This window comes from Bacillus sp. (in: firmicutes), assembly GCF_031983925.1.
In the GTDB taxonomy this organism is placed as follows: domain Bacteria; phylum Bacillota; class Bacilli; order Bacillales; family Bacillaceae_G; genus Bacillus_A; species Bacillus_A pacificus.
This window is the reverse complement of the sequence record NZ_DALYZR010000006.1, coordinates 139,724-155,227: the sequence shown is the minus strand read 5'-3', so window position 1 is coordinate 155,227 and position 15,504 is coordinate 139,724. Positions and strand designations below refer to the sequence as shown.

At 35.3% G+C, this 15,504-nt stretch carries 13 protein-coding genes; 5 read left to right on the top strand and 8 right to left on the bottom strand.

From position 1 onward, the window contains the following. Entirely contained in the window at positions 1-597 is a 597-nt protein-coding gene (locus RTP99_RS18760; RefSeq protein WP_000434852.1) for a DedA family protein, read from the bottom strand. Between the two features lie 462 nt (positions 598-1,059). Between RTP99_RS18760 and RTP99_RS18755 the strand changes: the two genes are divergently transcribed. Next, positions 1,060-3,822: a tetratricopeptide repeat protein gene (locus RTP99_RS18755; RefSeq protein WP_000151448.1), complete on the top strand. Its 2,763-nt coding sequence runs from the start codon at positions 1,060-1,062 to the stop codon at positions 3,820-3,822. 189 nt (positions 3,823-4,011) lie between these two features. Here RTP99_RS18755 and lepB read toward each other — a convergent pair whose 3' ends face one another. Continuing rightward, on the bottom strand, positions 4,012-4,548 hold the full coding sequence (gene lepB / locus RTP99_RS18750; protein WP_011039965.1) for a signal peptidase I: 537 nt from the start codon (positions 4,546-4,548) through the stop codon (positions 4,012-4,014). 186 nt (positions 4,549-4,734) lie between these two features. On the opposite strand from lepB, the gene RTP99_RS18745 reads away from it, so the two are divergent. Next, a complete protein-coding gene (locus tag RTP99_RS18745) occupies positions 4,735-5,019 on the top strand; it encodes a hypothetical protein (RefSeq protein WP_000867043.1) in 285 nt (94 codons plus the stop codon). A gap of 53 nt (positions 5,020-5,072) precedes the next feature. Here RTP99_RS18745 and RTP99_RS18740 read toward each other — a convergent pair whose 3' ends face one another. After that, the gene (locus RTP99_RS18740) at positions 5,073-5,753 is read right to left on the bottom strand and encodes a lysoplasmalogenase (RefSeq protein WP_001051060.1); all 681 of its coding nucleotides are present in this window, start codon (positions 5,751-5,753) and stop codon (positions 5,073-5,075) included. Positions 5,754-5,873: 120 nt separating this feature from the next. Then, positions 5,874-6,824, bottom strand: a complete 951-nt coding sequence (locus RTP99_RS18735) for a DMT family transporter (protein ID WP_000845690.1) — start codon at positions 6,822-6,824, stop codon at positions 5,874-5,876. 270 nt (positions 6,825-7,094) lie between these two features. Here RTP99_RS18735 and RTP99_RS18730 point away from each other — a divergent pair, with 270 nt between their 5' ends. Beyond that, positions 7,095-9,020 (top strand): heavy metal translocating P-type ATPase, encoded by a 1,926-nt coding sequence (locus tag RTP99_RS18730; RefSeq protein ID WP_001083785.1) that lies wholly within the window; start codon positions 7,095-7,097, stop codon positions 9,018-9,020. A 184-nt stretch (positions 9,021-9,204) separates the two neighbouring features. On the opposite strand, the gene RTP99_RS18725 is transcribed toward RTP99_RS18730, so the two are convergent. Genes RTP99_RS18725 through RTP99_RS18715 form a run of 3 tightly spaced genes read right to left on the bottom strand, consistent with a single transcriptional unit; the run spans position 9,205 to position 11,114 of the window. Beyond that, positions 9,205-10,074 carry a YihY/virulence factor BrkB family protein gene (locus RTP99_RS18725; RefSeq protein WP_001226530.1) on the bottom strand — a complete coding sequence of 290 codons (870 nt, stop codon included), beginning with the start codon at positions 10,072-10,074 and terminating at the stop codon, positions 9,205-9,207. Positions 10,075-10,080: 6 nt separating this feature from the next. Further along, positions 10,081-10,596, bottom strand: coding sequence for a DUF4075 domain-containing protein (locus RTP99_RS18720; RefSeq protein ID WP_001085393.1), 516 nt, complete (start codon positions 10,594-10,596; stop codon positions 10,081-10,083). 53 nt (positions 10,597-10,649) lie between these two features. After that, positions 10,650-11,114 carry a low molecular weight protein-tyrosine-phosphatase gene (locus RTP99_RS18715; protein ID WP_000250914.1) on the bottom strand — a complete coding sequence of 155 codons (465 nt, stop codon included), beginning with the start codon at positions 11,112-11,114 and terminating at the stop codon, positions 10,650-10,652. A gap of 174 nt (positions 11,115-11,288) precedes the next feature. Here RTP99_RS18715 and RTP99_RS18710 point away from each other — a divergent pair, with 174 nt between their 5' ends. Together RTP99_RS18710 and RTP99_RS18705 are read left to right on the top strand one after the other, a co-directional pair. Next, a complete protein-coding gene (locus RTP99_RS18710) occupies positions 11,289-11,513 on the top strand; it encodes a DUF1128 domain-containing protein (RefSeq protein WP_000366197.1) in 225 nt (74 codons plus the stop codon). A gap of 189 nt (positions 11,514-11,702) precedes the next feature. Then, on the top strand, positions 11,703-14,369 hold the full coding sequence (locus tag RTP99_RS18705) for a cation-translocating P-type ATPase (RefSeq protein WP_000073702.1): 2,667 nt from the start codon (positions 11,703-11,705) through the stop codon (positions 14,367-14,369). Positions 14,370-14,404: 35 nt separating this feature from the next. Here RTP99_RS18705 and RTP99_RS18700 read toward each other — a convergent pair whose 3' ends face one another. After that, positions 14,405-15,487: a toxic anion resistance protein gene (locus tag RTP99_RS18700; protein WP_001064413.1), complete on the bottom strand. Its 1,083-nt coding sequence runs from the start codon at positions 15,485-15,487 to the stop codon at positions 14,405-14,407. Positions 15,488-15,504: the final 17 nt, after the last annotated feature.

Here is a 15,504-nt window from a genome sequence, read left to right as displayed (position 1 = left end):
CTACTCGCGGTTTTTCTTTTTCTTTATGTAAAACCATACGACACATGTAACAACTACTGAAATGGATAAAATCCATATTCCATAATGATGCAAACTATACTCAACAAAACGCCACTTCTCTCCTAACTTCCAGCCAAGTCCAATAAAAACACTTATCCAAATAAACGCACCACCGTAAGCGTACAAACAAAAACGCCAAAGTGTTAAATTCGACATCCCAGCAAAATACGCTGTTAAATGACGTACTCCTGGGATAAAATAACCAACTATTAAAAGAAATGGGCCATATTTTTCAAATAAAATATGTGTTTTTTCAATGTGATGTTCTTTAATTCTAATTTTCGGTCCATATTTTTTTAAAACAGGGAGTCCAAGTTTTAAACCTAATATGTAGCTTAATGTAATGCCTAACATCGCACCAGCCATCCCACTTAAAAACGCAGCAGCTCCTGACATAACGCCTTTTGAAACGTTATAACCAACGAAAGTCAATAAAAACTCGTCTGGTATCGGTAATCCAACAATCCCACCGGCCAAAGCTATAATAATTCCAAAATACCCATAATGTGCGATTAACTCGCCAATATGTTGTTCCATTCGGAAGACACATCCTATACACGATCGTTATTCCATATTGTGCCCTTTCTATCTTTCAGACAAACATGGTATACATATTCACTATACATTGTTTTTATAATGAACTCTACTTCTATCCATTCCTTTAGTAGGAAGAAATTGAACTATTAATCAGTGACCTCGCTCATTCTTAGTGCACATCAATCATGTGCTAGACTCCCGCCTTCTTCCCTTATATCTATCTCTTCTTGAAGGGCTAATCTTACTATCCACAAATACCGGGATTAAAAAATAAAAATTCATATGCTTGTTTTTTTGTTACAATAAAGGAAAGTTACTTTTCGCAACGGTTTAACTCTCAGGAAAAATGATATACCTAGCAAAAACATAGTTTGGTCGATATAATGCAACTTCTACCTATTAAAAGAACATGCACCCTTTACATACAACATCATTTTTCTAAATTATACAGGGGGAACGAACATGACCATTGAAAATCAATTTATCCAAAAGGTTTACTATAAAACATTTTTAACAGAAGAAACTTCTACTCCAGTATCAGAAGTACTCGGTGAAGCATATATAAATGAATCTACAAATGAATTCTCCAACATTTCTAATATTCGCTTTGCTCAAGGTGAATTGTATTACCAAAATAAAGACTTTGAAGCAGCGATATTTAAATGGGAGAAAGTAAATAATGAGCTTGCACTTTGGGCAACCAAAAATATTGCAGATGCTTATTTTGAACTAGGATTCTTACCAAAAGCAGAAGAAATGTATCAATCTATCCAAACGGAAGATACAACTCTTACAATGGAAGTTTCCTTACAACTTCTTTCTCTTTATATCGAACAAGATCGTTTAGGTCTAGCATTTAAGACGATTAGTGAAGCTGTTGCATTTCAACCTGACTATCCAAATATTACTTCAATTGCTCGCTCGTTCTATGAAAAACAAGAAGATTGGAATAACGCCATCGAACTTGCCGTTCAAGAAGGAATTCGAACAAAATCATTACATTGGTTCGATACTTTAATTAATTATGTGAATCAAGGATTTACGAAACAAATCAAACCAGAATATTTCTATGAATCTTTAAAAGCTTTATATGCAATTGATCAAGTCCAATTTAAGGAACTTGTTATCGCTCTTTGGAACAGCTATCAAAATGAAAAATCACATCTACCTTGGATTCAAACAATCAATCATTTATTCTTACATATTGAGACAGACAACAATGACGATTGGCATGAAATTGTTGAACGCTATCAAGATACGTACTTTGAATTAATTACTGGTGAACATTTCATGCATGAAATGCAAGGACTTGTACCTGACTTATTAACAAATTGGTTTAGTTTAACGAGAGCAAAAGACGCCCTATTCGTCTCTGCTGCAGTGTTAGCGTGGAATGAAGTTTCACCTACAACTTTAGAGTCATTACTCGTAAAAAGTGCGGGAGCCCTACTCTCTAATTCAACAGCTGAAACAAATATAAATATGGAAACTGTTTCTCATTTATTCGAAACAATTGCTGTATGGGCTGAAAAAAATGATGTAGATTTAAGTCATCAATTTACGTTACTCGTTCATGAACTATGTGATTTAAATGTTACAAAATTACTAATTGCGGGAACTAGTGACCATGATAAATTATCATTCGTCAATTCAATATTAGGAGAAAACATCTTAACTGAAACTATAACAACTCCTATTCTATTTAAAGATGATAGCCAAACTGAAATAACAGAATTCACTGCGTTAGATGTGCACAATATACCGAACTTTGATGAATTCCATCAAATAATGGCTACACCTGAACAATCAGAACTTGAGAACAAATGTATAGAAATTAAATTACCAAGTAGATTTTTGAGAAAGAATAAATTTGCATTTCTTGTTACACCATCTGTTCAAGGACAAGTGGATAAAAACAGCTCATATTTTGAATACTTACAAGCCGCAGATAGCCTTATTTACGTATTAAATTCTGCTTCATCGTTACATGGTGAAGAACTTGATATATTACTTTATTTACGTGAACAAGTACCAAACTTACAAATTCATTTCGTATTACACACAAATAGTGCGGATACGAATGAAAAACTAATGAGTAAGATGAAAGTCCATTTCCCAAATGCGCAGTTCTTCCCATACTCTCCTTCACAAGAGGGGAGCCAGCAACTTGGGGACGTGACAGAGTCTATTCTTTCTAATCTAGCAGAACGAGATATAGAACAAGAACGTATCGAAAAACTAATATGGTTTACTCAAAAGACAATCGCATACCTTGTAAATGAACGTGTGGAATTAGAAAATACATTAGTCAAATCAGTACGTTGGAATAAACATATCTCAGTAAAACTAAACGGATTTATTAACAATCTTACTGCTCTTGAAAAAGATAAAATTCGTTCTATTACAGAATCTTATCTTTTAACAAAAGAAGAAATCACACGAGATATCCATTCTCAAATTCCTGAATTATTACAGAGCTGCTCTGACCTTGTTCAAGAAGATAGTGATTTCAAATTAGTTCATGAAGAATTAAATACTGCGATGAACGAACGAATTCAAAAACATGTACAACAGGTACTTCTTCCTAAATTTACTGGGTTTATTCAAGAGTGGATTGAAACAGCACATAATGAATTTATTCAGGCTCAATCTTATTTAGATGAAATGAGTGAAACGTTTAATAAATTATATAAAGAAGAACGTATGAAACTTCCTTGCGATTTCAAATTACTAGATGATTGGCATCGAGATGTTGTACGTATGACAAATAGAATTACAGTATCGAACATCAATATTTTATTACGCTTTACACCAACACAATTTTTCTTAAAGAGTGCAGGAAAACTGTTTGGTAACATGCAAAAAAATCAATCTATGCTTGCAAACAAATATAAACAATACATTGAAACGGAAGATTATACGGAAATTGCTCAAACAATCTCAAAACAATTCTTCCTTCAATTTGAAGTATTTGAAGGCGCATTAGAACGAGATATCATGATGTTCTTTAAAGATCCACTTAGCATATTGAAACAAAATGTAGAAGCCGCTCAACTTGAAATACAGGAAGACGAGCAAACATTAGCAACGTTAAGAAGCAATCCAGAAACTTATCACGATCCGTTAGCATTCTTTAAACTGCAACTATTGCAGCACAAATTCGTTTTAAGTACGAACAAAAACAATGAAGACGTCTATGAATTTAATGAGTCTCCTACGATTTAACATAAAGTGAAACTTTAATCAGTGGGGGAGCTTCATCCCCCACTGATTATTAGTTGAACCAATCGGACTTTTATGGGCAGTTGATCCCCCACCTAACTTCCTTGCTTTCGCTGAATTTTGAGGGGGGTCTTACTGCCCATTAAAGCGGGATAAAAACCAAGCAAACTGAAATTTGCTTGGTTTTTTACTTTAATTCATTATTTTCATATGTTCGAATGGATAATAAATTGCCGCTAATTCTCCTAATACATCCGCTTTATCAATGAGTCCTAAACCATTTCTACTATCTCTGCTTATTAAGCGATTATCTCCCATAACAAAAATCTTATTTTTAGGAACTGTAATCGGTCCAAAGTCCTCCGTTAAATTCATAAGTTTTTTTTCAGCTTGTTTTTTATTACTATACAAATACGCTTCCTCTATCACTTCATGATTCACATATAATTGATCATTTCTCACCTCAATAACATCGCCAGGCAAACCAATAACCCTTTTCACATAAAAATTATCTGTCTTTACAACAATAATATCTTCTCTCCCATAACTTTCAAATTGCTTTGCCAACTTATTCACAATCACCTTATCCCCATCTTGTAACGTTGGCTTCATAGACGCCCCTTTTACAGTCGTAGGAAAAAACACGAAAATTTTCACCAAAAACACGAGCAAACAAGCAATTGCAATTGTTCCAAAGAATTCACGCAAACGTTTTTTCTTTTGCATCATTCCACCATCTCATCGTCTTTTTACTTTTATTATAAAGACTTCAACCGTCTATTTTCCACAAAATTCTGAATTATACAATTCTAATATTACAAAAATATAAATAATAATATTCAATAATGTATTATTTTGATATACTATATCTTGCATTTATCATTATATTTTTAGTTACTTAGGAGGACTTTTTCTATGAAAGTTATGCTTAAAAATGAAAATACCGGTCAAATTAAACAAGCAAAAATTGGTTTTAGTTGGACTGTATTTTTCTTTGGTTTCTTCCCTGCTATATTCCGTGGAGACTGGAAATGGTTTTTAATTATTTTAGTCGCTAGTATGTTTACATTCGGATTCTCTAACTTAGTCTTCTGCTTTATTTACAACAAGCTTTACATCAATGATTTATTATCCCAAGGTTATAAAGCAGCAGATGAATACAGCCTTTCTGCTCTACAACAAAAAAACATTGTAGCATAGTAACAAAAAAGATACTCTTCAAATAGTCTATCCACTATTCGAAGAGTATCTTTTTATATTCCCACATATACAATACACATTTGAGCCGCTACATATGTAAACCAAATCCAAAGTGGTTCATACTTTAATTTGCGTCCTCCAATATCTGTCACGCCAATAATAAAATCAGAAATGACAAATAGTAAGCCACCAAAAGCTGGTATCCACCATATTCCTGTATTCTCATAGTATAAGGCGAACGCAAAGCAAGCCATGCCTCCAACCCACAATCCGTAAATTAGCGCTCCTATCGTAAACAATTTATCCTGTTTCTCATTTCGAATAAAGAAGAACCATCCTATAATGAGAAAGAGTCCGTATACAAGTAAACCAATCCAAAAACCATTCCATGAAATGCCTGTTTGCAAAAATGCTTTTACATAAAAACAATGCGCAAGCGCGAAAGTAATCATCCCTCCAATTAGCCTGTGACCAATTGGAATTAAACCTGCCATAAATAAATCCCCTACAGTTGATAACGTCATACCTAGTGCAACCCACGTACTATAATCTACTGATGGATCTTGTAACCATATCCAAATTGCACTTGCTGTTAACGAAAAACTAAGAATAAGACGCACCGCTAAAGGTAACGGCATGTTATTTCTTGTTTTTTTCGTCTGCCCTATTGCGTACATTGCACCAATTAAAAAAAGAATGATTTGTCCAATTAATACCATATAAAGTAGATTCATAACATGTTCTCCCCAATAAATGCTTTTTGTATCTTTTTTCGTTACACCTAGTCTATTATCCTTTTTCTATTTAAAAAAAGAAGAACTGTACTGTTCTTCTTTTGTAATCGTCTTCTCTTTCTATGCTACTTGTTTTTCTTGCTCTATTTTTTGCTTAGCTGGCGTCCGATTCACGACGATAATTCCCGCGGCTACACATGCTAAACCGAATAGTACAAATGAATGAATTGCTTCTCCTAAAATCATGCTCGATAATAACACACCAAATACAGGTATAAAGAACATATACATTGATACTTTTCCAACCTTGTTGTACTTCATAATTGTATTCCAAATGCAAAATCCTGCTGCGGATAAGAAAGATAAGTAAATCAGCATAAGTATTGCATGTACACTGAATGTAAATGGCATAACTCCAACTTGCAAAGCCCCTATACATAATAGCCCGATAGAACCAAAAATCATTTGGTATGCTGTCATATAGCCAACATCTAATGTTTTACTACCTTCTTTCGCCAATATATTCCCATACGAGTACAACATTGCTGCACTCAGAAGTAATAAACTACCGATTCCGAAATGGAATGACAAACTACCATCACTCGGTACATTTACTAAAACGACACCACAAAATCCGATAGAGACTCCAATTATTTTTCTCATATTGAGCGCATCGTCTTTATATAAGAAGTGCGCGAGTAAAATTTGAAAGAATGATGATGTTCCTGAAATGATAGCTCCTTCAATACCAGAGCTATAACTCATCCCAATATAAAAACATATATATTGAAGAAATGTTTGAAATAAGCCAATTTGTACTAACTGCTTCCCCGTTCCTTTTTTGAAGCTCATATCTTTTCCTAACGCTTTAAAGAAGAATAAAAGCATAACCCCAGATAAAAAGAAACGATAGCCAGCAAATAATATTTGCTCTCCAACTTCTTGTGGCTGAATTCCAAGTTCAGCATAACTTAATTTAATAAAAGGAAATGCGCTTCCCCATAAAAAAGTTGCTACTATTGCAGCAATAAATACGCCAATCGGATGGGTAAAAAATTTCTCTGTCTTCACTTGTTGTCTTCCTTTCCGATCTTTTTATGAACAGTATTCATATATACCAAAGGAATTGAGAAAACACAAGTTTTCAGTTTCTAAACAAACAAAAATATATCATCTAACGAAAACATATGCTATACTATAGAATAATTACAACATAATAACTATTAAAATCAGTTTCAACAGAAATGCTGCTATCCATTATGGATGGCAGCTTTCGTCGTTTTATAGGGGTTTCGATTTTGATTCTTTTTCTCAATAAGAATTTGGAAGGAGCGAGTAGTAATGAACTCAGAAGTAAAAACATTACAAGTACAAAAGTCTATTTCTCATCCCTCTTTATGGGATACATTAAAGAAACATTATGAACTTATATTTGCAATCGCATCTGGTATTTTCATTTTAGCTGGTTGGTTATTCACAAAGAACGATGTAATGAATGTAGGCATTACTTGCTATATCCTTGCTTATATAGTTGGTGGATATGCAAAAGCAAAAGAAGGTATTGAAGATACAATTGAGGAGAAAGAGCTAAATGTCGAAATGCTTATGCTCTTTGCTGCTATCGGCGCTGCAATCATTGGCTACTGGGCAGAAGGCGCGATTTTAATCTTTATCTTCGCACTAAGCGGTGCGATGGAATCTTATACATTAAGTAAAAGTCAAAAAGAAATTTCAGCGCTTCTTGATCTACAACCTGAAGAAGCATTACGTATTTCAAACGGAACTGAGGAACGTGTTCCTGTTGGACGATTACAAATTAACGACATTATTCTAATTAAACCAGGTGAGCGCGTTCCTGCTGACGGTACAATTCATAGCGGTGAAACAAATATCGATGAGGCAGCGATTACTGGTGAACCCATTCCAAATGAAAAAAAATATGGTGATGAAGTATTTGCTGGTACTGTAAATTTACGCGGTGCTATCGAAGTTACAATTACGAAGCCGAGCGATCAAACATTATTCCAAAAGATTATCCGTCTCGTTCAAAGTGCACAGAGTGAAAAATCACCATCACAACTATTCATCGAAAAGTTTGAAGGAACATATGTAAAAGGTGTACTACTCGTTGTTGCGCTTATGATGTTCGTCCCTCATTTCTTGCTGGATTGGAGCTGGAATGAAACGTTTTATCGCGCTATGATTTTACTTGTAGTCGCATCTCCTTGTGCACTCGTTGCTGCCATTACACCAGCAACGTTATCTGCTATTTCTAACGGCGCAAGAAACGGAATTCTCTTTAAAGGTGGCATACATTTAGAACGTCTCGCTTCAGTAAAAGCTATTGCCTTTGATAAAACAGGAACATTAACAGAAGGAAAACCTACTGTAACAGATGTATATGTTCGAGAAAATATGACAGAAAAAGAAGTACTTTCTATTACAGCAGCAATTGAAAGTCACTCTACACATCCTTTAGCTGAATCTATTGTGAAATATGCCAAACATGCGTATGACATTACATTAAAAAAACCAGAAAACGTTGAAGATGTAACTGGTTTTGGGCTAAAAGGAATATTCGAAAACAAAGCTTATAAAATAGGTAAAGCTGATTTTATCGGTGAAGAAACAAAGACATTTCATAATGGTATTTCTGCCTCACTTGAAAAAGAAGGTAAAACTGTGGTTTATATTAGTGATGAGGATGGCATCCTTGGACTTATCGCTTTAAAAGATACTCTTCGCCAAGAGACAATAGCTGCTATTCGCGAATTACAAAGCATCGGTGTCGAGGCCATTATGATTACTGGAGATAATGAAGAAACAGCAAAAGCTATTGCCTCTGAAAGTAATATAAAGGAATATTACGCATCATGCTTACCAGAAACAAAAGTTGAAACGATTAAAAAGCTAAAAGAAAAATACGGGACAGTAGCAATGGTCGGAGATGGTATAAATGATGCCCCTGCACTCGCTACTGCTAGCATTGGTGTAGCGATGGGAGAAGGAACAGATGTAGCTTTAGAAACGGCAGACGTTGTACTTATGAAGAACGAGTTATCTCGACTTTCACAAGCAATCCGTTTATCAAAGCGAATGAACCGTATTGTAAAGCAAAACGTAATCTTTTCACTAGCTGTAATTGCAATGCTCATTTGTTCAAACTTCTTACAATTTTTAGCTCTTCCATTCGGTGTTATCGGGCATGAAGGAAGTACGATTCTTGTTATTTTGAATGGCTTACGATTATTAAAAGGAAACAAATAAAACGGGTCCCTCATAGAGGACCCGTTTTTTCTAATGGTAGCTATTATGACCGTTCGCACTACCACTCGTTTTATGCTTTGGATGCGAACTGCTCTTTTGCTTATTGTTATTTTTATTGTTGTGATTCTTTTTATTATTACTCATGAAATATCCCCCCTGTTCCTTTTTATTATGGAACAAGAGCTCACTTTTCATTACGGGAATTATTGTCACCCGTCCTATAATGATGGAGTAAACCATTAATTTCGCCGCCAAGTAAAATTACCCATCCAGTTAAGTAAAACCATAACATTAAAATAATAATACCACCGAGACCACCATATGTATTGGCGTAATTCGCAAACTTATCTACATAATAAGCAAATGAGTACGATACCACAATCCATCCTACAGTAGCAAATGTTGCTCCTGAAATGACTTCTCTTCTTTTTAATTTTCGATCTGGTGCAAATGTATATAAAAAACTAAACAATGCAAATAACACGAAGAAACTCGCTACTAAACGCGTAATACTCCACACGTAAGAAAAGCTATCCGATAAACCAATTGCTTTAAATACAGCTGCCCCAATGACTTGTCCAAACACTGGAACAATTAGCGCAAACACAATCATAAAAATAATCGCTAACGTAAACACAATTGATAAAGCTCTCGTTTTAATAAAAGAACGTGTTTCCGTTACATCATACGCACGGTTAAAAGCATTCATCACCGCATTTACACCATTTGAAGCAAACCATAGCATTGATAATAAACCAAATGATAATAAACCACCATTTTGCTCATTTACAACTTTATCAACGTTTACTTCAATTAAAGACATTGCATCTTCGGGTACGTACGGTTCTAATAAGTTGAGCACACTTTCTGTTTGAAGGTCAATGAATCCAAGAAGCGTAATTAAGAAAACAAGCCCAGGAAAAATCGCAAGCAAGAAGAAATAAGCGAGCTGTGCTGCCAAGCCCGCTACATCATCGCGCATCGTTCGGTCATATAAATCTTTACCAAACGAATAAGTACGATTTCTTCTCACCTTTTCTAAAATTTTTCTCATATATGGTTAAACGCTTTTCTTCTCTTCTTTATCTTGCTTCAACTCAATGTACGCTTCAGTTTTTTTTTCCTCTACATTGGAGTCTTTCATAAATAGTTCACGCGCTTCTTTCATACCGCCATCTTCAGCAACTACCGGCTCTTCTTCTGCCTTCAGCTCATCTACCTTTGGAGAAACAGCTTGAATTTCAATCGTTTCTGGCTTCTCTGCTGGCTCAACCTTTTTCTTACTAAAAATTTCTTTCGTTTCTTTTAACGTCTCTACAACAGACGGCGTCAATTTTTTAATTTCTGCTACTTTTGCTTTCACTACATTTAAATCAGCAAGTTCGCGTCCTTTATCTGTAACAGTTTGCACTTTTTCTTTGATCTTTGCATTTTCACCAATTTCAATCATCTTTGTTTTTGCTTTTTCTGCAGTATTTTTTACTTTTTCACGGTTTTCTTTCTTCAACATAGATACAGCTACACCTGCAGCTACACCAATCGCAATGTTTCGAGCAATATTATTTTTCTTTGCCATATTCCTTCACCCTTTCATTTCTTATGTTAGAAAGTATTTCTTTCTAAGCTTCCTCATATTCCTTGTTCTTTTCGAATGAAAGCTAATAGCTTTGCACACCCTTCTGTTACAAGGTCATATACTTCTTGGAAATTCCCTGTATAGTAAGGGTCGGGAACGTCTGTCCAGCCACCGTCTGGAACAAAATCGGACAGCCTACCAATATAGCCTCCAGTTTTACCTAAACTTTTTAAATCTGCTATATTCTTGTTGTCCATGGCAATAATATAATCAAACTTTGTTAAGTCTTCTTTTTCTACTTGCCTTGCTTTAATTCCTTCAAAAGTGACTGCATTTTCTTTTAAAATTTTTTGTGTTCCTTTATGTGGCGGATGGCCAACATGCCAATCTCCAGTTCCTGCAGAATCAATGACAATTTTCTCTTCGAGTCCCTTTTTTACGACAAGATCTCGAAAAATCGCTTCTGCCATTGGAGAACGGCAAATGTTCCCAAGACAAACAAACAATACTTGAACCATATTTTTGTTTCTTCCTTTCTTGGTGCATTTCTTTATATATACTTATAGTATAAACAACCAATTATTAAATATAAAGGAAATCCCTACTAATTTAATAGGATTGAAAAGATTCATTAACGAAAATGATAAAAAATGTTAAGATAGCCTTATGTTATTTTAAAGGGGGACACTTCGGTGGATTTATCCGTAAAGTCAGAAGAAAACGTTGAATATATGGTCGAAGCTATTAAAGAAAAATTACGTATGGTTAATGCTGGAGCGATGAGAGCTGCTAGCTTTAATGAAGAAATGTACGAAGACTTACGTGACATTTATGAGCATGTTATGAAACGTGAAACATTCAGCATTAGTGAAATGCAAGCTATTACAGAAGAATTAGGTACATTAATTAAAAAGTAAAAAGCCTCGTTTATGAGGCTCTTTTTTATTTCCAACAAATTCATGACAACTCTTCTCTTTCCCTCAAGCAACTGTAAAATATTGTACAATAGAAGTAGAACCTCACCTTAGATTTTTTCTCCATACATACTACTCACAAATAATAGCAACACTACCATTGCTAACTGTTTTTACTGGAGGTGCTTACTTATGAGCAATTGGTACAGTAAGACGAAAGATCAAACATTAATCGACTTAGAAACAAATGAACAACACGGTTTAACAGAAGAAATTGCAAGTGAACGTTTAAAGCAATACGGTTCTAATGAATTAGCTACAAAACAAAAACGCACTTTATGGCAACGTATTTTCGCCCAAATTAATGACGTCCTCGTATATGTCCTTATTATTGCTGCTCTTATTTCAGCCTTTGTAGGTGAATGGGCTGATGCAAGTATTATTGCACTCGTTGTAGTTTTAAATGCTGTTATCGGTGTCGTCCAAGAATCGAAAGCAGAACAAGCTTTAGAGGCATTGAAAAAGATGGCGACACCTAAAGCTATCGTCAAGCGAGATGGTGAACTAAAAGAAATTCCATCTGAGCACGTCGTTCCAGGTGATATCGTTATGCTCGACGCCGGACGATATATCCCATGCGATTTACGCCTTATCGAAACCGCAAATTTAAAAGTTGAAGAATCTGCTCTAACTGGTGAATCTGTCCCTGTTGATAAAGATGCAATCTACCACCCTTCCATGCAAAGTGATGAACAAGTACCACTCGGTGATCAAAAAAACATGGCCTTCATGTCTACCCTTGTAACATACGGAAGAGGCGTCGGTGTTGCTGTTGAAACTGGAATGAACTCACAAATTGGTAAGATTGCTACCCTGTTGCATGAAGCAGACGATGATATGACACCACTTCAAAAAAGCTTAGCACAAGTCGGAAAGTATTTAGGCTTTGTTGCTGTAGCGATTTGTATCGTTATGTTTCTCATCGGCTTTTTACAAAGACGAGATACACTAGAAATGTTTATGACTGCTATTAGTTTAGCCGTTGCAGCTATTCCAGAAGGTTTGCCAGCTATCGTTTCCATCGTTCTTGCAATTGGTGTGCAGCGTATGATTAAACAAAATGTTATCATTCGGAAACTACCAGCTGTCGAAGCTCTCGGTTCTGTCACAATTATTTGTTCAGATAAAACAGGTACGTTAACACAAAATAAAATGACCGTTACTCACTTTTATAGTGATAACACATACGATCAATTAGAAAATTTAAATGTAAATAATGATGTGCAACGTCTATTGTTAGAAAATATGGTGCTATGTAACGATGCGTCTTACAACAATGAATCACAAACGGGAGACCCGACTGAAATTGCTCTTCTCGTTGCCGGAAGCACTTTTAATATGCAAAAAGATTATTTAGAAAAAATACATGAACGTATTAATGAGCTACCTTTCGATTCAGATCGTAAAATGATGTCAACTGTACATACATACGATGAAAGCTACTATAGCATGACGAAAGGTGCTATCGATAAGCTCTTACCTCGGTGTACCCACATATTGAAAAACGGTAAAATCGAAGTTCTAACAGAGGCTGATAAAAATCAAATATTAGAAGCTGCCAGGGCAATGTCCCGAGAAGCTTTAAGAGTACTTTCATTCGCATTTAAACAATACAATTCAAGCAATGTGGATATAGATCATCTCGAAGAAAACCTCATCTTTATTGGTCTTGTCGGTATGATTGATCCACCGCGAACTGAAGTAAAAGATTCCATTACAGAATGTAAAAAAGCCGGTATTCGCACAGTTATGATTACTGGTGACCATAAAGATACCGCCTTCGCCATTGCCAAAGAACTTGGCATTGCTGAAGACATATGTGAAATTATGATTGGAACTGAATTAGATAACATTTCAGATACAGAACTAGCAAGCAAAATTGATCACTTACATGTATTCGCTAGAGTCTCTCCAGAACATAAAGTAAAGATCGTAAAAGCATTACGTGCAAAAGGCAATATCGTTTCTATGACTGGTGATGGCGTCAATGACGCTCCATCTTTAAAACAAGCAGATGTTGGCGTAGCGATGGGCATTACAGGAACAGACGTTGCAAAAGGGGCAGCGGATGTCGTATTAACAGATGATAATTTCTCATCTATCGTGAAAGCTGTTGAGGAAGGTAGAAACATTTATCGTAACATAAAAAAATCAATTCTCTTCCTACTCTCTTGTAACTTCGGAGAAATTATCACTTTATTTTTAGCCATTTTACTCGGCTGGGCAACACCACTACGACCTATTCACATTTTGTGGGTAAATTTAATTACAGATACGCTGCCTGCATTATCACTTGGGGTGGATCCTGAAGATCCTGATGTGATGAAGGAAAAACCACGACATGCGAAAGAAAGCTTATTTAGCGGTAGCGTTCCTTTCCTTATTTTCAATGGGGTTGTCATTGGACTTTTAACGCTAATAGCCTTTATCGCCGGAGCAAAGTTCTATACTGGAGATACAAATTTATTCCCTCTTTTCCCAGAGCGAATTGATGAGGATGCTCTATTACACGCTCAAACGATGGCATTTGTCGTTCTTAGTTTTTCTCAGCTCGTTCATTCATTTAACTTGCGTTCAAGAACGAAATCAATTTTTTCAATTGGGATTTTTACAAATAAATATTTAGTCTTCTCCCTTCTTATCGGTGTTCTTATGCAAGTTTGTATCATCTCCATTCCGCCCCTTGCAAATATATTCGGTGTGCATGCATTAACGCTGCGAGATTGGGGATTTGTTCTCTTATTAAGTATCATTCCGCTCGTTGTGAATGAAATCATTAAATTAGCGAAGAAAAACTAAAAGGCAATGAGGAATAGTCCTCATTGCCTTTTCATTTACCCTTGTAATTCTTTTTTAATGTTCTCAGTTAATGTAGCCATACGTTTGCGACTTTCTTCACGCTCACGTTTGTTTTGCTCTTCAATTTGTTGTGTTTCTTGCATACCTCTTGAAATAATGTTCCAAGTTTCCTCAAGTGTTTCCATCTTAATACTAGAAGAACCGGATAATCTCGCTACTTCCACACTTTGCGTTGCGATATTTTGTGCATTTTTCTTAAGTAATTCATTTGTACGGCGATCCAGTTCAGCCATGGAATCTGCAACAAGCTTTTGACGCTTCGCATTTACCGCTTGAATGATACCATTTTTAAAGATAGGAATCGTCGTAATAAATGCTGTATTGATTTTACCAATTAATTTATTATTACCACGTTGAATCATTCGAATTTGTGGTGCTGTCAGTAACGCAACCATACGCGCTTTTTCTAAATCATCAATACGTTGTTCTAAAATTTCAACAGAGTTTTTAAGCGACTCTAATTCAATACCTGCTAATTGATCATTATTACGTACACGCTCTTCATACATCGGAACTAACTCTGTATTTAAACGCTCTAATAACATTTCTCCTGCTACTACGTATTTTTCTAAGTCTAAATAATATTTTAAGTTTTGCTCATATAAACCATCTAACGTACCAATTGATTTTTTCATTTCATCTTGATACTTCGTAATTTCCACATACACTTTATCAATTTCACGGCCCATCGTTTGATACTTGCTAAAGATTTGTTCAATCATTTTATCCGCTTTTTTGAACATACGTGAGAAGAAACCACTTTTCTCTTCCGCAAAGTCTTTGCTATCGAATCGGTCCATAATTTTACCAAGCTGTTTTAATAATTCACCAGAATCTTCTATCTTTGATAATGACATCGTATGTAAAATTTGATCAGCAAAACGTGAAATTTCCATAGAAGGTTCTTTTCCAAGTTCAATTAATTCTAATTGATCTTTAATATCTACCGCATTATAAATACGTTGTACATCCGCATCTTGTCTAAGTTGCAAGCGAACATCTTGTGCTGTTTGCTCATTTAATTCTGTTTTCGAATCTAGTACGACTGGGTTATTCATATGGTATTCTCCCTTTC

Coding starts and splice junctions, on each gene's coding strand:
- RTP99_RS18760 (WP_000434852.1), bottom strand. CDS start 597: ATGGAACAACATATTGGCGAGTTAATCGCACATTATGGGTATTTTGGA.
- RTP99_RS18755 (WP_000151448.1), top strand. CDS start 1,060: ATGACCATTGAAAATCAATTTATCCAAAAGGTTTACTATAAAACATTT.
- lepB (WP_011039965.1), bottom strand. CDS start 4,548: ATGATGCAAAAGAAAAAACGTTTGCGTGAATTCTTTGGAACAATTGCA.
- RTP99_RS18745 (WP_000867043.1), top strand. CDS start 4,735: ATGAAAGTTATGCTTAAAAATGAAAATACCGGTCAAATTAAACAAGCA.
- RTP99_RS18740 (WP_001051060.1), bottom strand. CDS start 5,753: ATGAATCTACTTTATATGGTATTAATTGGACAAATCATTCTTTTTTTA.
- RTP99_RS18730 (WP_001083785.1), top strand. CDS start 7,095: ATGAACTCAGAAGTAAAAACATTACAAGTACAAAAGTCTATTTCTCAT.
- RTP99_RS18725 (WP_001226530.1), bottom strand. CDS start 10,074: ATGAGAAAAATTTTAGAAAAGGTGAGAAGAAATCGTACTTATTCGTTT.
- RTP99_RS18720 (WP_001085393.1), bottom strand. CDS start 10,596: ATGGCAAAGAAAAATAATATTGCTCGAAACATTGCGATTGGTGTAGCT.
- RTP99_RS18715 (WP_000250914.1), bottom strand. CDS start 11,114: ATGGTTCAAGTATTGTTTGTTTGTCTTGGGAACATTTGCCGTTCTCCA.
- RTP99_RS18705 (WP_000073702.1), top strand. CDS start 11,703: ATGAGCAATTGGTACAGTAAGACGAAAGATCAAACATTAATCGACTTA.
- RTP99_RS18700 (WP_001064413.1), bottom strand. CDS start 15,487: ATGAATAACCCAGTCGTACTAGATTCGAAAACAGAATTAAATGAGCAA.